A 23,283-nucleotide genomic window follows, 5' to 3' on the forward strand; every position below is an offset into this window, starting at 1 on the left:
ACGTAGCAAAGGATTGAATGCATGCGGGCCATAGCTGAGTTCATCATGCGCGGCCGTATGCAGGCCACTCTCGTAGTGGCTGGATGCGCAGCGATGCCGTTGTTGTATTGGTTGGGTGCTGCCGCCGGATGCCTTGTGCTCCTGCGGCGCGGATTGAGGGACGCCCTGGGCGTTCTTGCTCTGGGACTGCTGCCGGCATTGGCCTGGTGGCTTTACTCCGACGACCCACGGGCACTTCTGGTGCTGCTGGGGTCTGCGAGCCTTGCGTTGGTTTTGCGCGCAAGCGAGTCCTGGAACCGCGTGCTGCTGGTCAGCATAGCGATGGGAGTGGTGTTTTCAGTGGTGTTGGGGATAGCTTTTGCTCCCCAGATCGAGATGCTGGCGCAGGCTTTGATCAAAGTCATGCCGTCGCTACTCGGTGATGTCTACCAGAAGTTGTCGGTAGACGAACAAGCGCGTTTCGCGTCCCTGATTGCACCGGTCCTGACCGGCCTGATTGCGGCTTTGTTGCAAATCGTCAGCTTGCTGAGCCTGCTTGTCGGGCGCTACTGGCAGGCGTTGTTGTACAACCCGGGCGGTTTTGGTCGCGAGTTTCGCGCCATCCGCATCCCGCTGTTGCCGGCGATGTTGCTGCTGGCGTGCATGCTTCTGGGGCCGAATCTCGGTTCACAGATGGCCATGTTGACGCCGTTGTGCAGCGTACCGCTGGTGTTCGCCGGGCTGGCCCTGATTCACGGGCTGGTGGCGCAGAAGCGACTGGCCAGGTTCTGGCTGGTGGGGTTGTACGTGACGCTGTTGCTGTTCATGCAACTGATCTATCCGTTGCTGGTGGTCCTGGCCATCGTCGACAGCCTGATTGATTTTCGCGGTCGTTCGGCACCGAAAGATGCCGATAACGCGAACGGTGAAGGTTAAAAGTTAAGAGGATTTTCACATGCAACTGATCCTTCTGGAAAAAGTCACCAACCTGGGCAACCTGGGTGACAAAGTGAACGTTAAGGCTGGTTACGGTCGTAACTACCTGCTGCCTTACGGCAAAGCTACCGCTGCGACCCCAGCCAACCTGGCTGCGTTCGAAGAGCGTCGCGCTGAGCTGGAAAAAGCTGCAGCAGATCGCAAAGCATCGGCTGAAAGCCGCGCTGCCCAACTGGCCGAGCTGGAAGTGACTATCACTGCCACCGCTGGCGACGAAGGCAAGCTGTTCGGTTCGATCGGTACTCACGACATCGCTGACGCACTGACCGCCTCCGGCGTTGAAGTGCAGAAGAGCGAAGTTCGTCTGCCGAACGGCACCATCCGCAACGTAGGCGAATTCGACGTAGCCGTGCACCTGCACGCCGAAGTTGAAGCCACCGTACGCGTTGTCGTGGTAGCAGCTTAAGCAGCACTTGTCGGCTGGCACCCTCGGGTGCTTGCCGGTAACATCGGGCACGATCCTGTTTACAGGTCGTGCCCTTTGTCTTTCTGAAACCCCTGCTTTTTATCACCAAGAATCAAGTGGCCATGAACGATATCTCCGCTCCTGAGCAATACGATCTGCAAACCGCCGCGCTGAAAGTGCCGCCGCATTCCATCGAAGCCGAACAGGCTGTACTCGGTGGTCTGATGCTGGACAACAACGCCTGGGAGCGTGTGCTCGATCAAGTCTCCGACGGCGATTTCTATCGACATGACCACCGCCTGATTTTCCGTGCGATCGCCAAGCTGGCCGATCAGAACATGCCGATCGACGTCGTGACCCTGTCCGAACAACTGGACAAGGAAGGTCAGACTTCGCAAGTCGGCGGTCTCGGTTACCTCGGCGAACTGGCGAAAAACACCCCGTCCGTCGCCAACATCAAGGCCTATGCGCAGATCGTTCGCGAGCGGGCGACGTTGCGCCAATTGATCGGCATCAGCACCGAAATCGCCGACAGCGCTTTCAATCCGGAAGGTCGCACCGCCGCCGAGATTCTCGACGAAGCTGAACGGCAGATCTTCCAGATCGCCGAGGCTCGACCGAAAACCGGTGGCCCGGTGAGCGTCAACGACCTGCTGACCAAGGCCATCGACCGTATCGACACTTTGTTCAACACCGACAACGCCATCACTGGCCTGTCCACCGGCTACACCGACCTCGACGAGAAAACCAGCGGCCTGCAACCGTCCGACCTGATCATCGTCGCCGGCCGTCCATCGATGGGTAAAACCACCTTTGCGATGAACCTGGTGGAAAACGCCGTGTTGCGCAGCGAGAAGGCCGTTCTGGTTTACTCGCTGGAGATGCCAGGCGAATCGCTGATCATGCGTATGCTGTCTTCCCTGGGGCGTATCGACCAGACCAAGGTCCGTTCCGGTCAGCTTGAAGACGACGACTGGCCGCGCCTGACCTCGGCGGTCAACCTGCTCAACGACCGCAAGCTGTTCATCGACGATACCGCCGGCATCAGCCCGTCGGAAATGCGTGCCCGGACCCGGCGCCTGGTGCGTGAACACGGCGAAGTCGGCCTGATCATGATCGACTACCTGCAACTGATGCAGATCCCGGGTTCCAGTGGCGATAACCGGACCAACGAGATTTCCGAAATCTCCCGGTCCCTGAAAGCCCTGGCGAAAGAATTCCAATGCCCGGTGGTGGCGTTGTCCCAGCTCAACCGTTCCCTGGAACAGCGGCCGAACAAGCGCCCGGTGAACTCCGACTTGCGGGAATCCGGAGCAATCGAGCAGGACGCCGACGTGATCATGTTCGTTTACCGCGACGAGGTGTATCACCCTGAAACCGAGCACAAAGGCATCGCCGAAATCATCATCGGCAAGCAGCGGAACGGGCCGATCGGCTTTATCCGCCTGGCCTTTATCGGTAAGTACACCCGATTCGAGAACCTGGCGCCGGGTAGCTACAATTTTGATGATGACGAGTAATTCCTTCATCGTCTGAACCGGCCCCTTCGCGAGCAGGCTCGCTCCCACTCTGGAATGCGTTCCCCTGTGGGAGCGAGCCTGCTCGCGAATGGGGTTCCACCAATTTCCGACCATAGCCGTCGGAATTGGTCAAAATTTGTGCTATATTCCGCGCCCGCGAAATTCAATGAAAGCCAACACCGGTTATCGACATGCAAGCAGCCAAGCCGTTATTTGACTATCCCAAGTACTGGGCCGAATGTTTCGGGCCAGCGCCGTTCCTGCCCATGAGCAGGGAGGAGATGGATCAGCTCGGCTGGGATTCCTGCGACATCATCATCGTCACCGGTGATGCCTACGTCGATCACCCGTCGTTCGGCATGGCGATCATCGGCCGGCTGCTGGAGTCCCAGGGCTTCCGCGTCGGGATCATTGCCCAGCCGAACTGGCAGTCCAAAGACGATTTCATGAAGCTCGGCGAGCCGAACCTGTTCTTCGGTGTCGCGGCCGGCAACATGGACTCGATGATCAACCGCTACACCGCGGACAAGAAAATCCGTTCCGACGACGCGTACACGCCGGGTGGCCTGGCCGGCAAGCGTCCGGACCGCGCCAGCCTGGTCTACAGCCAGCGCTGCAAGGAAGCCTACAAGCACGTGCCGATCGTGCTCGGCGGCATCGAAGCGTCCCTGCGCCGCATCGCCCACTACGACTACTGGCAGGATCGTGTGCGCAACTCGATCCTGATCGACGCCAGCGCCGACATTCTGCTCTACGGCAACGCCGAGCGTGCGATTGTCGAAGTCGCTCAGCGTCTGTCCTACGGTCACAAGATCGAAGACATCACCGATGTGCGCGGCACCGCGTTCATCCGTCGTGACACGCCGCAAGGCTGGTACGAAGTCGATTCCACGCGCATCGACCGTCCGGGCAAGATCGACAAGATCATCAACCCGTACGTCAACACCCAGGACACCCAGGCCTGTGCCATCGAGCAGGAAAAGGGGCCGGTCGAGGATCCGCAGGAAGCCAAGGTCGTACAGATTCTGGCCAGCCCGCGCATGACCCGCGACAAGACCGTGATCCGCTTGCCATCGGTTGAAAAAGTCCGTGGCGATGCGGTGCTCTACGCTCACGCCAACCGCGTATTGCACCTGGAAACCAACCCGGGTAACGCCCGTGCGCTGGTGCAGAAGCACGGCGAAGTCGATGTCTGGTTCAACCCGCCACCGATTCCGATGACCACCGAAGAAATGGACTACGTGTTCGGCATGCCTTATGCGCGCATTCCGCACCCGGCGTACGGCAAGGAGAAGATCCCGGCCTACGACATGATCCGCTTCTCGGTGAACATCATGCGTGGCTGCTTCGGCGGCTGCACCTTCTGCTCGATCACCGAGCACGAAGGCCGGATCATCCAGAACCGTTCCCACGAGTCGATCATTCGCGAAATCGAAGAGATTCGCGACAAGGTCCCGGGCTTTACCGGCGTGATCTCCGACCTCGGCGGCCCGACCGCGAACATGTACCGCATCGCCTGCAAGAGCCCGGAAATCGAATCCGCATGCCGCAAGCCATCGTGCGTGTTCCCCGGCATCTGCCCGAACCTGAACACCGACCACTCGGCGCTGATCCAGCTGTACCGCAGCGCACGTGAGTTGCCGGGTGTGAAGAAAATCCTGATCGCTTCCGGTCTGCGCTATGACCTGGCGGTCGAATCGCCGGAGTACGTCAAGGAGCTGGTGACCCACCACGTCGGTGGCTACCTCAAGATCGCCCCGGAACACACTGAGGAAGGTCCGCTCAACCAGATGATGAAACCGGGCATCGGCAGCTATGACAAGTTCAAGCGCATGTTCGAGAAGTACTCCAAGGAAGCGGGCAAGGAGCAGTACCTGATCCCGTACTTCATCGCCGCCCACCCGGGCACCACCGATGAAGACATGATGAACCTCGCCCTGTGGCTCAAGGGCAACGGCTTTCGTGCCGACCAGGTGCAGGCGTTCTACCCGTCGCCGATGGCCACCGCCACCGCGATGTACCACTCGGGCAAGAACCCGCTGCGCAAGGTCACCTACAAGAGTGACGCGGTGACCATCGTCAAGAGCGAAGAGCAGCGTCGCCTGCACAAGGCGTTCTTGCGTTATCACGACCCGAAAGGCTGGCCGATGCTGCGTGAGGCATTGACCCGCATGGGCCGTGCCGACTTGATCGGGCCGGGCAAGAACCAGTTGATTCCTTTGCATCAGCCGTCGACTGACAGCTACCAGAGCGCCCGTCGCAAGAACTCGACGCCGGCCGGCAGCCATAAGGTTGCAGGGGAAAAGACCACCAAGATCCTGACCCAGCACACCGGCCTGCCACCACGTGCCAGCGATGGCGGCAACCCGTGGGACAAGCGTGAACAGGCCAAGGCTGCGGCGTTTGCCCGTAACCAGCAGGCGGCCAAGGAGCGCAAGGACGCGGCCAAGGGCAAGGGTCCCAAGCCGACCCGTAAGCCGGTCGTACCGCGCTAAGCTTCGCTTGAGCTGAACAGAACGCCAACCTTCGGGTTGGCGTTTTGCGTTGGGTCTCAAGATCAAAAGATCGCAGCCTTCGGCAGCTCCTACAGGTGCGATCTTTTGATCTGCGCGACATATTCGTGCAATCGCTCCCAACCATTTTCCTGCATCGCCCGATTTTGGTGCTGTACTGCCTCAGGCAACCGAAGAAAGCGCCAGCGCTGCTGGATGGCATAAGTCTTGCGCGCTTTTAAATACGCTTAGGGCTCGCAGGAGGCACGCCGTGTCGATTCATGTCGCATTGCACCACGTCACGCATTACCGCTATGACCGCGCTGTCGAGCTCGGCCCGCAGATCGTTCGTCTGCGTCCCGCCGCCCACAGCCGCACGCGGATTCTGTCCTATGCGTTGAAAGTCTCCCCCGAACAGCACTTCATCAACTGGCAGCAGGACCCTCAGGGCAATTACCTGGCGCGACTGGTGTTCCCGGAGAAAACCGAAGAATTGCGAATCGAAGTCGATCTGCTGGCAGAAATGGCGATCTTCAATCCGTTCGACTTCTTCCTCGAACCCTACGCGGAAAAAATCCCCTTCGCCTATGCCGCGGATGAGCGCAAGGAGCTGGCGCCGTACCTGGAAACCCTGCCCTTGACGCCGAAGTTCAAGGCCTACCTGGACGGCATCGACCGCACACCGTTGCCCGCCGTGGACTTTCTTGTCGCACTCAACCAGCGTTTGAGCGAAGACATCGACTACCTGATCCGCATGGAGCCCGGCGTACAAACGCCTGAACACACCCTCGACCAGGCCTCCGGGTCGTGCCGCGACTCCGCGTGGTTGCTGGTGCAACTGTTACGCAACCTGGGGCTGGCGGCGCGTTTCGTGTCGGGTTACCTGATCCAGCTGACCGCCGACGTCAAAAGTCTCGACGGTCCGTCCGGCACCGAGGTGGATTTCACCGACCTGCATGCCTGGTGCGAGGTGTACCTGCCCGGCGCCGGCTGGATCGGCCTGGATGCGACGTCCGGGCTGTTTGCCGGTGAAGGACACATTCCGTTGGCCTGTAGTCCCGATCCGTCCTCTGCGGCGCCGATCAGTGGTTTGGTGGAGCCGTGCGAGTGCGAATTCAGCCACGAAATGTCCGTGGAGCGGATTTGGGAAGCTCCACGGGTCACTAAGCCCTACACCGACGACCAGTGGCTGGCGATCCAGGCCCTGGGCCGTCAGATCGATGCCGACCTGCTGGAGGGTGATGTACGCCTGACCATGGGCGGCGAGCCGACCTTTGTGTCCATCGATGACCCGGACGGCGCCGAGTGGAATACCGCGGCACTGGGGCCGGACAAACGACGCTTGTCCGCCGAACTGTTCCAGCGCATGCGTAAACACTACGCGCCCCAGGGGTTGGTGCATTTCGGGCAGGGCAAGTGGTACCCCGGCGAGCAACTGCCGCGCTGGTCGCTCAATTGCTACTGGCGCCGTGACGGCGTGCCGATCTGGCACAACAGCGCGCTGATCGCCGACGAGCAGGAAGACTATGACGCAGACGGTGCGCTGGCCGGGCGTTTTCTGGCGAGTGTCGCCGAACGCCTGAAGATTCCGACACGCTTTGTGTTCCCAGCCTACGAAGACAATTTCTATTACCTCTGGCGCGAAGGAATGCTGCCGCAAAACGTCAGTGCTGAAGACTCGCGTCTGGAGGAACCGCTGGAGCGGGCCCGCCTGCGCAAAGTGTTCAACCAAGGGCTGGACAAGGTCATCGGCCAGGTCCTGCCGTTGGCGCGCACCGCCAAGGGCGATCAGTGGCAGAGTGGGCGTTGGTATCTGCGCGACGAGCATTGCCGCCTGGTACCGGGAGACTCACCGCTGGGTTATCGCTTGCCACTGGGTTCGCAACCGTGGGTGAAGGCGGCGGAATATCCGTTCATTCATCCGCAAGACCCGAATCAGGATTTCCCGCCGCTGCCCGACACCACGCAACTGCAAAGCCAAAGCGAGGCTGCCGAGGTACAAGAGCGCGCACCGAAGATCGACGAATCCGCCGACTGGCTGACCCGTACCGCCTTCTGTGCCGAAGCCCGGGAAGGCCGGTTGTACCTGTTCATGCCGCCGCTGGAGCGGGCCGAGGATTACCTCGAACTGGTCGCTGCCATCGAAGCCACCGCTGAAGAGTTGATGTGCCCGGTGTTGCTGGAGGGCTATGAGCCGCCGAGCGACCCACGCCTGAGCAACTTCCGTATCACCCCGGATCCCGGGGTGATTGAGGTCAACGTACAGCCGTCCGCGACCTGGGATGAATTGGTCGAGCGCACCGAATTCCTCTACGAAGAAGCGCGCCAGACCCGGCTGACCACCGAAAAATTCATGATCGACGGCCGGCATACCGGCACGGGCGGCGGTAACCATTTCGTGCTGGGTGGCGCGACTCCGGGGGACTCGCCGTTTCTGCGTCGCCCGGATCTGTTGCGCAGCCTGATCAGCTACTGGCACAACCATCCGTCGCTGTCCTACCTGTTTTCCGGATTGTTCATCGGCCCGACATCCCAGGCGCCGCGGGTCGACGAAGCGCGCAACGATGCCTTGTACGAACTGGAGATCGCTTTCGCGCAGATGCCTGATCCGGGTGAAGAATGCCCGCCATGGTTGGTCGACCGGCTGCTGCGCAATCTGCTGATCGATGTGACCGGCAACACCCACCGCGCCGAATTTTGCATCGACAAACTCTATTCGCCGGACGGTGCCACCGGGCGCCTCGGATTGCTGGAGCTGCGTGCGTTCGAGATGCCGCCCCATGCGCGCATGAGCCTGACGCAACAATTGTTGCTGCGGGCGCTGGTCGCGCGGTTCTGGCGCGAGCCCTATGCACCGCCAAAACTGGCGCGCTGGGGCACGGAGCTGCACGATCGCTTCCTGTTGCCGCACTTTATCGAGCAAGACTTCGCCGATGTCATCGTCGACCTCAACGCCGCCGGTTATCCGGTGCGGGCCGAATGGTTCGCCGCGCATCTGGAGTTCCGTTTCCCCAAGGTTGGCGACTACGCCGTCAGTGGCATTGCACTGGAGCTGCGCCAGGCGCTCGAACCCTGGCACGTGCTGGGCGAAGAGGGCGCCATCGGCGGTACGGTGCGTTACGTGGATTCGTCGCTGGAGCGCTTGCAGGTCAAGCTCAGCGGCTTGCCGCCCCAGCGTTATCTGCTGACCTGCAACGGCATTCCGCTGCCATTGCAGCCCACCGGGCGTGTAGGCGAATTCGTCGCGGGCGTGAGATTTCGTGCCTGGCAACCGGCCAACTGCCTGCAACCTACCATCCCGGTCCATGCGCCCCTGGTGTTCGATCTGCTCGATACCTGGATGCAGCGCTCGCTGGGCGGTTGCCAGTACCACGTCGCCCATCCGGGCGGGCGCAACTACGACAGCTTGCCGGTGAATGCCAATGAAGCGGAGAGTCGGCGAATGGCGCGCTTCTTCCGCATCGGACACACGCCGGGAAAACTTCCTGTACCCAATCTGGAAATCAGCGACGAGTTGCCGATGACGCTCGATTTGCGACGTTTCTAAACCGTACGCGACGCGCGGATTTTTCGTATACCCGGGTGTCACGAGCCTGCGTTAGTCTGACCGTTCATTGCTGTCTGCCGAGCTTTCCATGCCTGATCTGCTAGACCGCTACCCGCTGACGGCGGGCACCTATCACGAACTGCTCGACGACAGTGGCGCCGTGCGCCCGCACTGGCGCCGGCTGTTCGAACAGTTGCAACGCAGCACGCCGGCACAACTGGTGCAACGTCATGCCCTGCTGACCCGGCAGATTCAGGAAAACGGCGTTACCTATAACGTCTATGCCGATCCCAAGGGCGCGGACCGGCCGTGGGAGCTGGACCTGCTGCCCCATGTCATCGCGGCTGATGAGTGGCAACAGTTGTCGGCCGGCATCGCTCAGCGGGCGCGCTTGCTCAATGCCGTGCTGGCTGACCTTTACGGTCCGCAACGGCTGATTGCCGAAGGTCTTTTGCCTGCCGAACTGGTGTTCGGTCACAACAACTTCCTTTGGCCCTGTCAGGGCATCAGCCCGCCTGACGGAGCCTTTCTGCATCTGTATGCCGTGGATCTGGCGCGCACACCCGATGGCCGCTGGTGGGTAACGGCGGATCGTACCCAGGCGCCTTCGGGAGCCGGGTATGCGCTGGAAAACCGCACGATTGTGTCCCGGGCCTTTCCCGAGTTGTACCGCGATCTGAAAGTGCAGCACCTGGCCGGGTTCTTCCGCACCTTGCAGGAAACCCTGGCCCGTCAGGCCCCGAGTGACGGGGACGCGCCGTTGGTGGTGCTGCTGACACCGGGGCGTTTCAACGAAAGCTATTTTGAACATCTGTATCTGGCCCGCCAGTTAGGTTATCCGCTGGTGGAGGGCGGCGACCTGACGGTGCGCGATGCCACGGTTTACTTGAAAACCCTGAGTGGACTGCGTCGGGTCCACGCGATCATGCGCCGGCTCGACGATGACTTCTGCGACCCGCTGGAGCTGCGTACCGATTCGGCTCTCGGCGTGCCGGGGCTGCTGGAAGCCGTGCGGCAGGGGCGGGTGCTGGTGGCCAACGCCCTCGGCAGCGGTGTGCTGGAATCGCCGGGCTTGTTGGGTTTCCTGCCGAAGATCAATCAATTTCTGTTTGGCGAAGAACTGATCCTGCCGTCCATCGCCACCTGGTGGTGCGGTGAAGCGCCGGTTTTGGCCCAGGCCCTGGAGAAACTGCCGGAATTGCTGATCAAACCGGCGTTTCCGTCCCAAAGCTTTGCACCGGTATTTGGCCGTGATTTGAGTGAAAAACAGCGCCAGGAACTCGCCGAGCGCATGCAGGCTCGGCCATACGCCTATGTGGCGCAAGAACTCGCGCAATTGTCCCAGGCGCCGATCTGGCAAGCCGAAGACGGTCAACTGCAACCCCGTGCCATCGGCATGCGCGTGTATGCGGTGGCCAGTCGTGAGGGTTATCGGGTACTTCCCGGTGGCTTGACCCGGGTCGCCGCCGAAGCCGATGCCGAAGTGGTGTCGATGCAGCGCGGCGGCGCCAGTAAGGACACCTGGGTGCTGGGCGAGCGTGCGCCCAGCGGCGAACAATGGAAGGCCCAGCGCAACATCGGCGTGCATGACCTGGTGCGGCGCGATCCGTACCTGCCGTCGCGGGTGGTGGAAAACCTGTTCTGGTTCGGTCGTTACTGCGAACGTTGCGACGACAGCGCCCGTTTGCTGCGCATCATGCTGGCGCGCTATGTCGACGGCGACGACCCGCAAGCCCTGCAGGCAGCAGTGGATCTCGGCGAACGGCTGATGCTGCTGCCCGAGGAGGGCGAGTTGCCAGAGCGCCTGTTGGCGGCATTGCTCGGTGATGACTGGCCGTTCAGCCTGCGTTCCAACCTGCAACGCCTGCAGTGGGCCGCTTCACAGGTGCGCGGCAAGCTCTCGCGGGAAAACTGGCAGGCGCTGGTGGAGTTGCAGCGCGAAGCCATGGAGCTGGAAACCGAAGAGCCGGATTTCGGCGAGTTGCTGGATTTCCTCAACCGTCTGGTGATGTCCCTGGCGGCGCTGTCCGGCTTTGCCCTGGACGACATGACCCGGGACGAAGGCTGGCGCTTCCTGATGATTGGCCGGCGGCTCGAGCGCCTGCAATTTCTCAGTGGCAGCCTGGCGGCGTTCCTGCGGGGCGCCGGGGCTTTCGATCAGGCCGGGCTGGAATGGTTGCTGGAACTGGGCAACAGCAGTATCACCTACCGTTCTCGCTACCTGGCGGTGGCGCAGTTGATCCCGGTGCTCGACCTGTTGTTGCTCGACGAGCAGAACCCTCACGCCGTGTTGTTCCAGTTGAAACTGGTGACCCGCACCCTCAAGCGCCTCAACGACGACTTTGGCGTGCCGCGCGAAACAGTGCTGCCGCAATTGGTCGAGCGTCTGGCGCGATTCGATCTGGGCTGCCTGGAAAACCCGCTGTTCGGCGACGCCAGTGTTCGCGCTGCTATCGAGGGGCTGGCCGCACTGCTGCAAGAGATCGCCGACGCCAGCGGGCAGGTTTCCGATCGCCTGGCGCTACGGCATTTCGCCCATGTCGACGATGTCAGCCAGCGCACGGTGTCCGTCTGATGAGTGCTCATTACCAGATTTTCCACGACACCCATTACCACTACGACAGTCCGGTGTCCCTGGCCCAGCAACTGGCGCATTTGTGGCCACGGCCTTGTGCCTGGCAGCGCTGCACCGACCGGCAATTGCAGATCAACCCCGAGCCGACCTCTCGTCGCGATGAACTGGATGTGTTCGGTAATCCGCTGACCCGGCTGGCGTTCGAGCGTCCCCATGATGAATTGCTGGTCAACGCCAGCCTCACGATCGAAGTGCTGCCCCGGCCGGTGCTGGACTTCAGTCGGTCTCCAGCGTGGGAAGACACACGTAGCGCGCTGACCTACAGCAGCCAACCGCTGTCGCCCGAGCTGCTCGAAGCCTGCCGATACCGGTTTGAATCGCCGTATGTGCATTTGAAGAAAAACTTCGTCGAGTTCTCGCAAAGCTGTTTTCCGCCCGGTCGAGCGTTGTTGCTCGGCGTGCAGGCGCTGATGGAGAAAATCTTCAGCGAGTTCACCTTCGATGCCGAAGCGACCCAGGTGGCGACGCCGCTGGTGGAGGTGCTGGAGCGTCGGCGCGGGGTCTGCCAGGACTTTGCCCACCTGATGCTCGCCTGCGTACGTTCCAGAGGGTTGGCGGCACGCTACATCAGCGGCTACTTGCTGACCCAGCCACCGCCGGGCCAGCCACGGCTGATTGGTGCTGATGCATCCCACGCCTGGGTCTCGGTGTTTTGCCCGGTGCTGGGGTGGGTGGATTTCGATCCGACCAACAATGTGCAACCGGCGCTGGAGCACATCACCTTGGCCTGGGGCCGGGATTTTTCCGATGTGTCGCCGTTGCGGGGGGTGATTCTGGGCGGGGGCAATCACGATCCGGAAGTTCGGGTAACGGTGATGCCACTGGAGTAATGAAGATCAAATGTGGGAATTGCGGTGCTTTGGAGTCATTCGACTGGCCTGTGAGGGTCGGCAGCCAAGCTGCCAACCCCTTACACAGATCCGGTGGGCCTGATCAGATCAACCGGCCCGGAGGTTCTCAGGCGTCGGGCGCCGAGTCTTTCGGTGCATCAACATCGTCTTCTGCCGCCACTTCACCCTCAGGGTTCAGTGCAGCTTCTTCAGCTGTAGCTTTCTTGCGCTGAAGCTTTTCCTCTTTCTTCTGCTCCTTGGCCAAGTCTCTCTGACGTTTGGCGAAGGAATAATTAGGTTTAGCCATGGGCGATCCTCTGGGGTCGAAGGTGAGGTTGAGCGGCGCATATTCTGCCCTGTATCAGTGCCAAGCCGTTAGCTGGGTTTTTGCTCGGCCCATTTTGGCGCTACGGACGGTTGCCAGGCATCCAGAGCATCGAGCAGGGTTTGCGGCGATTCGCTCACTTGCAGCATGTCACGGTGCTGGCCGCGAACGAAGCCTTCGCCGACGATATGATCGAGAAAAGACGTCAATTTGCTGTAGAAACCGTTCACTTCCAGCAAACCCAGCGGTTTGCCGTGGTAGCCGAGCTGGCCCCAGGTCCAGACTTCAAACAGTTCTTCGAGGGTGCCAAGGCCGCCGGGCAGCGCGATAAAGGCATCGCTGAGCTCGGCCATCCGCGCCTTGCGCGCGTGCATGCCATCGACGACTTCCAGGCGAGTCAGGCCGCTGTGGCCGATTTCCTTGTCCTTGAGGCTTTGCGGGATGATGCCAATCACTTCACCGCCGGCCGCCAGGGCCGCATCGGCGACGATGCCCATCAGGCCCACGGCGCCACCGCCATACACCAGGGTCAGCTTGCGCTCGGCCAACGCCCGGCCAAGGGCCACGGCTGCTTCGCGGTAAGCGGGGTTGGTGCCGGTGCTGGCACCACAAAATACACAAACGGATGTTAATGACATGCCTTGCTCCATGGTCGATCAGGGCCACAGAGTAATGGCAGGCGCGCGGCACTCCAAGGGCTAGACTTGTTGTTCCGGGGTTTCGTACGTACCGCTGGCGCCGCAAGCGTAGGCGGCCAGCAAACTGCACAACAGGCTGTTGATCGACATGACAGACGTTCCATTTGAAGGGGGACGGCCTGATGATAGGCCCGGGCCAGACACTTGGCCGGTAGATAATTTGCATCGGCCTCATAGCCCGAAAGTTGTATACAATTTTTGATTCAAGTCATATGAACTTGCGAAGTTTTCAGGCAGTCTTCTGTTTATTCGCGATTTCGTTAACCCTGCCTTGGAGATTCACCATGTTTGCCAAACTTGTTGCGGTATCCCTGTTGACACTGGCCAGCAGCCAATTGATGGCTGCAGAGTGCAAAGTCACCGTCGACTCCACCGACCAGATGTCTTTCGACACGAAGGCCATTGAAATCGACAAGAGCTGCAAGACGTTTACCGTGGAACTCAAGCACTCCGGCAGCTTGCCGAAGAACGTCATGGGCCATAACTGGGTGCTGAGTAAAGAAGCCGACATGCAGCCGATCGCCACCGACGGCCTGAGCGCCGGTATCGACAAGAACTACCTGAAGGAAGGCGACGCCCGCGTGATCGCCCACACCAAGATCATCGGCGCCAAGGAAACCGACTCGGTGACCTTCGATGTGTCCAAGCTCGCGGCCGGTGAAAAGTACGGGTTCTTCTGCTCGTTCCCGGGCCACATCTCGATGATGAAAGGCACCGTGACCCTGAAGTAAGCAGGTTCGCCGCGTTATCGTTCTTCGCGAGCAGGCTCGCTCCCACAAGGTTCTATGTCGGACACAATTTTTGTGAACACCTGAAACCCTGTGGGAGCGGGCTTGCCCGCGAAGGGGCCAGAAGCATCAACGTATGTTTTGGCCAAAGAAAAGCCCGCTGAAGTTCAACACTCCAGCGGGCTTTTTCATTCACTTACACCTCAAGGTGCAAACGGCATCACGCGCTTGTGGTGCGTCTTGTTGTACGTGTCGCAAATGATCTTGAACGCTTCCTCGCGTACCGGCTCGCCGTGCAGGAAGGCGTCGATCTCGGCGTAGGTCACGCCGTGGGAGGCTTCGTCCGGTTTGCCGGGCGACAGGTCTTCGAGGTCAGCGGTCGGGACTTTCTCCACCAGCGACTCCGGTGCGCCGAAGCTGCGGGCGATGGCGCGGACCTGGTTTTTCACCAGGCCACTCAGTGGCGCCAGGTCGCAGGCGCCGTCACCGAACTTGGTGAAGAAACCCATCACCGCTTCCGCCGCGTGATCGGTGCCGATCACCAGGCCATGGGCCGCGCCGGCGATGGTGTACTGGGCGACCATGCGCATGCGCGCCTTGGTGTTGCCGAGCACGAAGTCCACCGACACCGCATGTTTGCCTTCGAAGGCTGCCACTTCATTGGCCAAGGCTTTGACCGCCGGGCCGATGTTCACGGTGTGGCGCTCGTCCGGCTTGATGAAATCCACCGAAGCCTGGGCGTCGTGCTCATCGAACTGGGTTTCGTAGGGCAGGCGCACGGCGATGAATTTGTAGGCGGCATCACCGCTGCGCTGGCGCAGTTCACGGACGGCCTGTTGGGCCAGCAGGCCGGCGGTCAGGGAGTCGACACCGCCACTGATGCCCAGCACCAGGGTCTTGAGCCCGGAGTTGACCAGGCAGTCCTGAATGAAGGTCACCCGCCGGGCGACTTCGGCCTCAAGGGCGGCTTCGTCGACGAATGGCGGCTGGACCTTGAGCTGTTCAGCAATCTCACGCTGTACGGCTTGCATGAATTCACTCCTTGCTTGATGTACTTGAAAGGGCGGCAGGAACCTGGAAAACGTGTCGCAAGTAAGCGACGAAATTCGGGTCTTTGCAGTGCGTCTTGCCTGGCTCGTCGGAGATCTTCGCCACCGGCTGGCCGTTGCAGGCGGTCATTTTAAGCACGATGCTCATCGGTTCGACACCCGGAATATCACAGGTCAGGTTGGTGCCGATGCCGAAGCTGACATTGATCCGACCGCGTAGCGCCCGGAATATTTCCAGGCACTTGGGCAATGTCAGGCTGTCGGAGAACGTCAGCGTCTTGCTCATCGGGTCGATGCCGAGCTTGTGATAGCGAGCGATGGCTTTTTCCGCCCAGACCACCGGATCGCCCGAGTCGTGACGCAAACCGTCGAAAAGCTTGGCGAAAAACAGATCGAAATCGCCGAGGAAGGCATCCATGGTGATGCAGTCGGTCAGGGCAATCCCCAGCAGGCCACGGTATTCGCGGACCCAGCAATCGAGGGCGGCGATCTGGCTGTCGATCAGCCGCGGGCCGAGTTGCTGGTGCGCCATGATCCATTCGTGGGCCATGGTGCCCAGGGGTTTCATGTCCAGCTCCCGGGACAGGTGCACGTTGCTGGTGCCGACGAAGCGTCCGGGGAAATCGTGCTTGAGCACATTCACCACTTCTTCCTGCACGCGGTAAGAAAAACGTCTGCGCGTGCCGAAATCGGCCACCTGCAATTCGGATAATTCATCACTGCTGGCGTTGGCGCTCAGCCAGTCGAACTTGCGGTAGAGCTGCTCGCGGGCCTGCTCCAGCACGACTTCGCGATAGCGATAGCGGTTGCGCACCTCGCTGACCAGCGCCAGCAGCGGCACTTCGAACAGGATCACATGCAGCCAGGGGCCACGCAGGCGGATAAACAGCTCACCGTTTTCGAGGCCGGTGTGGATGTAGCGCAGGTTGAAGCGAAACAAACCGAGAAAACGCAGGAAGTCCGGCTTCAGGAAGCTGATGCGCTCCAGAAAGCTCAACTGATCGGCGCTCAGGCTCAGTTCGGCCAGGCGCTCGATCTGGAATCGGATTTCCGCCAGGTACGGGCGCAAGTCCTCGCTGTTACGGCAACGAAACTCCCATTCGACTTCGACGTTCGGGTAGTTGTGCAGCACCGCCTGCATCATCGTCAGTTTGTAGAAGTCGGTGTCGAGCAGGTTCTGCACGATGCGATCGGCAAACACACTCTCGCTCATAACGGGAATCTCCGGCGTTGCAGCGGTATTGAACAATGGCGCTAGTGGCGCATATCAGGGATATGAATTGCCAGCGATTTTTAGATCGCAGCAATTCCCCTGTGGGAGCGAGCCTGCTCGCGAATGCGGTCTGTCAGTCACATTGATGCTGGATGTGCCGACGCCTTCGCGAGCAGGCTCGCTCCCACAAGGAATGCGCCAGGGCTCAATGTTGTGGGGTATCCGGGCTATCGATCTGCTCCAGCATCCACTTCACAAAGTCCCGCACCTTGGGCACTTCCGCCGAGTGCTCCGGGTAGGCAAGGTAATAGGCATCGCTGCTGGGCATTGCATGCTGCCAGGGAATGACCAGCTTGCCGTCAGCCAGTTCTTCTTCCACCAGAAAACGCGGCAACAACGCCACGCCGCAGCCAACCTGGGCGGCGCGGATGCACATATAAAAGGTTTCGAAGCGCGGGCCGTGGTAGCTGTGTTCGGTGTGGTAGCCCTGATGGTCGAACCAGTCATGCCAGGCCTGGGGGCGGGAGGCGTTTTGCAGCAGGACCAGGTCAGTCAGTTGCGTCGGATCGGTAAACGGAGTTTCCGGCAGGCTGCCCGGGGCGCACACCGGCACCAGCTCTTCGCCGAACAGCTTCAGGCATTCGGTGCCGGGCCGCGAGCCCTGGCCGAAGTAGAACGCCAGGTCGCTGCGACCTTGCAGCAGATCGTCGGCTTCCTGCTCGCTGCACAGGTCCAGGTGGATCGACGGATGCCGCAGGCGCCAGCCTTTCAGGCGCGGCACCAGCCAGCGTGCGCCGAAGGTCGGAGGCGTCGAGACCCGCAGGACTTCTGTTTCGCCACCGTAGGAACGCAGGTAATGGGTCGACATCTCGACCTGCGTGAGGATTTTTCGCACCTCAACCAGGTACAGGTCGCCAGCCGGCGTCATCTGCAGGCGGCGGCGCACCCGGCGAAACAGCAGGTGCTGCAACAGCTCTTCGAGTTGCGCGACCTGTTTGCTCACGGCGCTTTGGGTCAGGTTCAACTCTTCGGCGGCCCGGGTGAAGCTCAAATGCCGGGTGACGGCCTCGAAACACTGCAACGCAGCGATCGATGGCAAGTAGCGTTTATTCAGCATGGGCGGTCCTTGGTTCTTGTCTCTTTATTGCCAGCAATGCACAGCATGAATAAACGGAATGATATCTCTCTTAATGGTCGTTTGTTGAGTAACCTCCGGGCAGCTAAAACTACAGGTCTGATCAGCCGTGAATTTCCGGCTGCACGTGTTCTGTCTTTTGCTTGAGGAGTGACCCATGGTTGCCGCATTGCTTGATCGTCTAGGTGTGAACCCGGCCCTGTACCAGAACGGCAAAGTGCCGGTGCATTCGCCGATCGATGGCAGCACGATTGCCGCCGTGAACTGGGAAGGCGCTGCTGAAGTCGAGCAGCACATCAGTCGCGCAGATCATGCGTTCGAACTGTGGCGCAAGGTTCCGGCGCCGCGCCGTGGCGAGCTGGTGCGGCAACTGGGTGACATCCTGCGTGAGTACAAGGCCGACCTCGGCGAGCTGGTGTCCTGGGAGGCCGGCAAGATCACTCAGGAGGGCCTGGGTGAAGTTCAGGAAATGATCGACATCTGCGACTTCGCCGTCGGCCTGTCCCGTCAGTTGTACGGTTTGACCATCGCCTCCGAGCGTCCTGGCCACCACATGCGCGAAACCTGGCATCCGCTGGGCGTTGTCGGGGTGATCAGTGCGTTCAACTTCCCGGTCGCGGTCTGGGCCTGGAACGCCACGCTGGCGCTGGTCTGCGGCAACCCGGTGATCTGGAAACCGTCGGAAAAGACTCCACTGACCGCACTGGCTTGCCAAGCGCTGTTCGATCGCGTGCTGAAGAACTTCAGCGATGCGCCACCGTACCTGAGCCAAGTGATTATTGGCGGTCGCGATGCCGGCGAAGCCCTGGTCGATGACCCGCGTGTCGCGCTGGTCAGCGCCACCGGCAGCACCCGCATGGGCCGTGAAGTGGCGCCGAAAATCGCCGCCCGCTTCGCCCGCAGCATTCTGGAACTGGGCGGCAACAACGCAATGATCCTCGGCCCAAGCGCCGACCTGGACATGGCCGTTCGCGCAATCCTGTTCAGCGCCGTCGGCACCGCCGGCCAGCGCTGCACCACCCTGCGTCGCCTGATCGCCCATGAGTCGGTGAAAGAAGAAATCGTCACCCGCCTGAAAGCCGCGTACTCGAAAGTGCGTATCGGCCATCCGCTGGAAGGCAATCTGATCGGCCCGCTGATCGACAAGCCAAGCTTCGAAAACATGCAGGACGCGCTGGAACAAGCCTTGAGCGAAGGCGGCCGGGTGTTTGGCGGTGAGCGTCAGCTGCAAGACAAGTTCCCGAATGCCTACTACGTGTCGCCGGCCATCGTCGAAATGCCGGAGCAGAGCGATGTGGTGTGCCACGAAACCTTCGCCCCGATCCTGTACGTGGTCGGTTACAGCGACTTCCAGGAAGCCCTGCGCCTGAACAACGCCGTGCCACAAGGCCTGTCCTCGTGCATCTTCACCACCGACGTGCGTGAAGCCGAGCAGTTCATGTCGGCGGTGGGCAGCGACTGCGGCATCGCCAACGTCAACATCGGCCCGAGTGGCGCGGAAATCGGCGGCGCGTTTGGTGGCGAGAAAGAAACCGGTGGCGGTCGCGAGTCCGGCTCCGATGCATGGCGCGGCTACATGCGCCGCCAGACCAACACCGTGAACTATTCGCTGGAGTTGCCGTTGGCGCAGGGCATTACGTTCGATTAAGTATTGATTGTGAAGCTGGAAAGATCGCAGCCTTCGGCAGCTCCTACGGGACTGTGACTGGCTGCGATTTTGTAGGAGCTGCCGCAGGCTGCGATCTTTTGGCGGCGACAACGAGGTGGGTTAGGTTTCTGTTGGAGTCTGGCAATGCCGTTACGCGAAGAGTGTCTGTGGGAAAAACTGACGCCGCAAAGGCCGGACAATTCGGCCCTCAAGGGTGAGGTCTCGGTGGATGTCTGCGTCATCGGCGCCGGGTTTACCGGTTTGTCGGCGGCGGTGCATCTGCTGGAGCAGGGCAAGACCGTTTGTGTGCTGGAGGCTCACCGCGCCGGCCATGGTGGTTCGGGGCGCAACGTCGGGCTGGTCAATGCCGGGATGTGGATTCCCCCGGACGAGATCGAAGCCGGGTTCGGCAAGGAGGTCGGCAGCCAGCTCAACCGCATGCTGGGGGCGGCGCCATCCCTGGTGTTCAGCCTTGTGGACAAGTACAACATCGATTGCCAGTTGCGCCGCGAAGGCACGCTGCACATGGCGCACAACGCCCGTGGCGAAGCCGACTTGCGCAGTCGTGAAGAACAATGGAAACGTCGCGGTGCGCCGGTGGAATTGCTCACCGGTCAGGCCTGCGAACAAGCCACTGGCACGAAAAAGATCGCCGCTGCATTGCTCGATCGCCGCGCCGGCACGCTCAACCCGATGGCCTACACCACGGGGCTGGCCAAAGCGGCCATCGGCCTGGGCGGTCAGTTATTCGATCATTCCCCGGTCACCCGACTCGAGCGTCAGGGCCAGCGCTGGTCGGTGCAAACCGCCCAGGGCTCGGTCATGGCCGAGAAAGTGGTGATTGCCTCCAATGCCTACACCGAAGGCGACTGGACGGAACTGCGGCGCAATTTTTTCCCCGGTTATTACTATCAGGTGGCTTCGGCTCCGCTGACCGAAGAGGCCGCCCGGCAAATTCTGCCCGGTGGCCAAGGGTCGTGGGACACCCGACAGGTGCTCAGCAGTATCCGTCGCGACAAAGACGGTCGCCTGCTGCTTGGCAGCCTGGGTAATGGCAATCAGAAACCGGCCTGGTTTCTCAAAGCCTGGGCCGACCGGGTGCAGCAACATTACTTCCCTTACTTGAAACCGGTGGAATGGGAGTGCACCTGGACCGGTTGCATCGCGTTTACCCCCGATCATTTGATGCGTCTGTTCGAACCTGCGCCCGGTTTAGTGGCAGTCACCGGTTACAACGGCCGGGGCGTGACCACGGGAACGGTGGTCGGCAAAGCCTTTGCCGATTACCTGTGTAACGGAAATCCTCAAGCGCTACCGATTCCTTTCGCGCCCATGCAGCCATTGGCCGGGGTGGGGTTGCGCAGCTGTCTGTATGAGGCGGGATTCTCGCTGTATCACGCAGGCCAGTGCCTGCGGATCGTGATCTGAAGGCTGATTTTTGCAGTGGGAAGCGGCGCTTTTTCGATCTGCAGCTAGCCTGTAGTGGTGCGGGTTGTAGCAGTCTCGCACCAGCAGTGTGCACTTCGGTGACGCACGTTGTTACAGGCTGGTTGCACTTCGTTTAAAGCCGCGGTTGCAATGATGGCGCAGTAGGGTTGCGCCTCAAAAAAATAATGGTTTTACCTTCCGCGGTTTAGACGGTTGCACGCCCAATGAAAATGGGTCCGAAACAGTCGAAATAACAAGAAAGCAGCGACTTTTTTAAGAATAAAAAACCGATGGCACGGCCCTTGCTCTGAGCATTCAGTGAAGTCGCAGTGCCAATTAAAAAAACCATGGAGCACCACCTCATGTCCCAGACGTTTTACAAGAAAGGTTTTCTGGCCCTCGCAGTGGCAACTGCGCTGGGTGTTTCTGCGTTTGCTCAGGCTGACATCAAGATCGGCGTAGCGGGACCAATGACTGGCGCCAACGCGGCATTTGGCGAACAGTACATGAAGGGTGCACAAGCGGCGGCCGATGCGGTCAACGCGGCGGGCGGGGTCAACGGGGAAAAAATCGTACTGGTCAAGGGCGATGACGCCTGTGAACCGAAACAGGCTGTGACGGTCGCCAAAGACCTGACCAACCAGAAAGTCGCCGGCGTGGTCGGTCACTTCTGCTCCTCGTCGACCATCCCGGCCTCCGAGATCTACGACGAAGCGGGCATCATCGCCATCACTCCAGGCTCCACCAACCCGGCCGTTACCGAGCGTGGCCTGAGCGCCATGTTCCGTATGTGCGGGCGTGACGACCAGCAAGGCATCGTGGCCGGCGACTACATCGTCGACGTGCTCAAGGGAAAGAAAGTTGTCGTGCTGCACGACAAGGACACCTACGGCCAGGGCCTGGCGGATGCCACCAAGGCTCAGCTGGTCAAGCGCGGTGTAACGCCTGTGTTGTATGAAGGCCTGACCCGTGGCGAGAAAGACTTCAGCACCATCGTGACCAAGATCCGCGGCGCCGGCGCTGATGTCGTCTACTTCGGTGGCCTGCACCCGGAAGCCGGTCCTCTGGTGCGTCAACTGCGTGAACAAGGTCTGAAAGACGTCAAGTTCATGTCCGACGACGGCATCGTGACCGACGAACTGGTGACCACCGCTGGCGGTCCGCAATTCGTTGACGGCGTGCTGATGACCTTCGGTGCCGACCCACGCATGCTGCCAGACAGCAAGACCGTTGTAGATGCCTTCCGCAAGGCCGGTACCGAGCCTGAAGGCTACACCCTGTACGCCTACGCTTCGGTCCAGACCCTGGCTGCAGCCTTCAACGGTGCCAAGTCCAACAAGGGCGAAGAAGCGGCTGCATGGCTGAAGAAGAACCCGGTCAAGACCGTCATGGGCGAGAAGACCTGGGACAGCAAGGGCGACCTGAAAATCTCCGACTACGTGGTTTACCAGTGGGACAAGGATGGCAAATACCACCAGCTGGAAAAACAGAAGTAAGGGCTGACTCAATTGGGTGAACCCCACGGGTCACCTGTGGGAACGAGCCTGCTCGCGATGACGGACTGACAGGCAACATATTCGTTGAATGTTAAACCGCAATCGCGAGCAGGCTCGCTCCTACAGGGGGCGGTGGTGTGTCGGCTGATCGTGGCCGACATTGCTCCGACGTATATCTGTATTTTCCTTAGAGGAACCGCACAGCCACATGTGCAGGTTCTCATTGCGTGAGATTGCGTTATGGATGGTATTTTCCTGCAGCAACTGGTCAACGGCCTGACCCTCGGGTCGGTCTATGGCCTGATCGCCATCGGCTACACAATGGTCTATGGCATCATCGGCATGATCAACTTCGCCCACGGCGAGGTTTACATGATTTCCGCTTACCTCGCGGCAATCAGTCTGGCTCTGCTGGCTTACTTCGGTATCGAATCCTTCCCGCTGCTGATGCTTGGCACACTGATCTTCACCATCGTCGTCACGGCGGTGTATGGCTGGGTCATCGAGCGTGTCGCCTACAAACCCCTGCGTAACTCCACCCGACTCGCACCGCTGATCAGTGCGATCGGTATCTCCCTGATCCTGCAAAACTACGCACAGATCTCCCAGGGCGCGAAGCAACAAGGCGTTCCGACTCTGCTCACGGGAGCCTGGCGCGTTGATATCGGTACCGGTTTCGTTCAGTTGACTTACACCAAGGTCTTCATTCTGGTCGCAGCGTTCGTCGGGATGGCCGCGCTGACCTACATCATCAAGTACACCAAGCTCGGTCGCATGTGCCGTGCAACCCAGCAAGACCGCAAGATGGCTTCGATCCTGGGGATCAACACCGATCGGGTGATTTCCTACGTGTTCATCATCGGTGCAGCGATGGCGGCCCTGGCCGGCGTGCTGATCACCATGAACTACGGCACATTCGACTTCTATGCCGGCTTCATCATCGGGATCAAGGCGTTCACCGCCGCGGTGCTCGGCGGGATTGGCTCACTGCCCGGCGCGATGCTCGGCGGGATCATCCTCGGGATTTCCGAGTCGCTGTTTTCCGGTCTGGTGAACTCGGACTACAAAGACGTTTTCAGCTTCTCGTTGCTGGTCCTCGTTCTGGTCTTTCGGCCTCAAGGCCTGCTCGGCCGTCCTCTTGTGTCGAAGGTGTAAGCG

Annotated in this window: 17 protein-coding genes; 12 read left to right on the forward strand and 5 right to left on the reverse strand. The window is 60.6% G+C overall.

The annotated features are described in order from the left end of the window. Positions 1-21: 21 nt before the first annotated feature. The 7 genes from AC3IP0_RS02545 to AC3IP0_RS02575 all read left to right on the forward strand — a co-directional run bounded on the left by AC3IP0_RS02545 (position 22) and on the right by AC3IP0_RS02575 (position 12,405). Positions 22-915, forward strand: a complete 894-nt coding sequence (locus tag AC3IP0_RS02545; RefSeq protein ID WP_489318126.1) for a hypothetical protein — start codon at positions 22-24, stop codon at positions 913-915. Positions 916-934: 19 nt separating this feature from the next. Further along, positions 935-1,381, forward strand: a complete 447-nt coding sequence (gene rplI / locus AC3IP0_RS02550; protein ID WP_007973276.1) for a 50S ribosomal protein L9 — start codon at positions 935-937, stop codon at positions 1,379-1,381. Between the two features lie 122 nt (positions 1,382-1,503). Then, on the forward strand, positions 1,504-2,901 hold the full coding sequence (gene dnaB, locus AC3IP0_RS02555) for a replicative DNA helicase (protein WP_489318127.1): 1,398 nt from the start codon (positions 1,504-1,506) through the stop codon (positions 2,899-2,901). 191 nt (positions 2,902-3,092) lie between these two features. Further along, positions 3,093-5,396: a YgiQ family radical SAM protein gene (locus tag AC3IP0_RS02560; protein WP_489318128.1), complete on the forward strand. Its 2,304-nt coding sequence runs from the start codon at positions 3,093-3,095 to the stop codon at positions 5,394-5,396. Between the two features lie 268 nt (positions 5,397-5,664). Then, positions 5,665-8,940 (forward strand): transglutaminase family protein, encoded by a 3,276-nt coding sequence (locus AC3IP0_RS02565; protein ID WP_489318129.1) that lies wholly within the window; start codon positions 5,665-5,667, stop codon positions 8,938-8,940. Positions 8,941-9,028: 88 nt separating this feature from the next. Next, complete coding sequence (locus AC3IP0_RS02570; RefSeq protein WP_489318130.1) at positions 9,029-11,515, forward strand: circularly permuted type 2 ATP-grasp protein; 2,487 nt, start codon at positions 9,029-9,031, stop codon at positions 11,513-11,515. Further along, a complete protein-coding gene (locus tag AC3IP0_RS02575; protein WP_489318131.1) occupies positions 11,515-12,405 on the forward strand; it encodes a transglutaminase family protein in 891 nt (296 codons plus the stop codon). The genes AC3IP0_RS02570 and AC3IP0_RS02575 overlap by 1 nt, the downstream gene beginning before the upstream one ends. Positions 12,406-12,532: 127 nt before the next feature. Here the strand turns inward: AC3IP0_RS02575 and AC3IP0_RS02580 are convergent, their stop codons facing one another. Continuing rightward, positions 12,533-12,712, reverse strand: a complete 180-nt coding sequence (locus AC3IP0_RS02580; protein WP_007973286.1) for a hypothetical protein — start codon at positions 12,710-12,712, stop codon at positions 12,533-12,535. A gap of 68 nt (positions 12,713-12,780) precedes the next feature. Beyond that, positions 12,781-13,368, reverse strand: coding sequence for a cytokinin riboside 5'-monophosphate phosphoribohydrolase (locus AC3IP0_RS02585; RefSeq protein ID WP_414914231.1), 588 nt, complete (start codon positions 13,366-13,368; stop codon positions 12,781-12,783). A 344-nt stretch (positions 13,369-13,712) separates the two neighbouring features. On the opposite strand from AC3IP0_RS02585, the gene azu reads away from it, so the two are divergent. Further along, positions 13,713-14,159 carry an azurin gene (gene azu, locus AC3IP0_RS02590; RefSeq protein WP_015093240.1) on the forward strand — a complete coding sequence of 149 codons (447 nt, stop codon included), beginning with the start codon at positions 13,713-13,715 and terminating at the stop codon, positions 14,157-14,159. Positions 14,160-14,359: 200 nt separating this feature from the next. Here azu and nadE read toward each other — a convergent pair whose 3' ends face one another. The 3 genes from nadE to AC3IP0_RS02605 all read right to left on the reverse strand — a co-directional run bounded on the left by nadE (position 14,360) and on the right by AC3IP0_RS02605 (position 17,535). After that, positions 14,360-15,187 carry an NAD(+) synthase gene (gene nadE / locus AC3IP0_RS02595; RefSeq protein ID WP_489318132.1) on the reverse strand — a complete coding sequence of 276 codons (828 nt, stop codon included), beginning with the start codon at positions 15,185-15,187 and terminating at the stop codon, positions 14,360-14,362. Between the two features lie 4 nt (positions 15,188-15,191). Continuing rightward, positions 15,192-16,418, reverse strand: a complete 1,227-nt coding sequence (gene pncB / locus AC3IP0_RS02600; protein WP_489318133.1) for a nicotinate phosphoribosyltransferase — start codon at positions 16,416-16,418, stop codon at positions 15,192-15,194. A gap of 205 nt (positions 16,419-16,623) precedes the next feature. Continuing rightward, a complete protein-coding gene (locus AC3IP0_RS02605) occupies positions 16,624-17,535 on the reverse strand; it encodes a LysR family transcriptional regulator (RefSeq protein WP_489318134.1) in 912 nt (303 codons plus the stop codon). A 175-nt stretch (positions 17,536-17,710) separates the two neighbouring features. Between AC3IP0_RS02605 and amaB the strand changes: the two genes are divergently transcribed. The 4 genes from amaB (at position 17,711) to AC3IP0_RS02625 (ending at position 23,280) form a co-directional block, all read left to right on the forward strand. Next, positions 17,711-19,201 carry an L-piperidine-6-carboxylate dehydrogenase gene (amaB, locus tag AC3IP0_RS02610; protein ID WP_489318135.1) on the forward strand — a complete coding sequence of 497 codons (1,491 nt, stop codon included), beginning with the start codon at positions 17,711-17,713 and terminating at the stop codon, positions 19,199-19,201. Between the two features lie 144 nt (positions 19,202-19,345). Next, positions 19,346-20,629, forward strand: coding sequence for an L-pipecolate oxidase (gene amaA / locus AC3IP0_RS02615; protein ID WP_489318136.1), 1,284 nt, complete (start codon positions 19,346-19,348; stop codon positions 20,627-20,629). Positions 20,630-20,991: 362 nt separating this feature from the next. Further along, the gene (locus AC3IP0_RS02620) at positions 20,992-22,125 is read left to right on the forward strand and encodes an ABC transporter substrate-binding protein (RefSeq protein WP_053153757.1); all 1,134 of its coding nucleotides are present in this window, start codon (positions 20,992-20,994) and stop codon (positions 22,123-22,125) included. Positions 22,126-22,365: 240 nt separating this feature from the next. Beyond that, positions 22,366-23,280, forward strand: a complete 915-nt coding sequence (locus AC3IP0_RS02625; protein ID WP_489318137.1) for an ABC transporter permease subunit — start codon at positions 22,366-22,368, stop codon at positions 23,278-23,280. Positions 23,281-23,283 lie beyond the last annotated feature (3 nt).

Source organism: Pseudomonas sp. GL_103, from assembly GCF_057835175.1.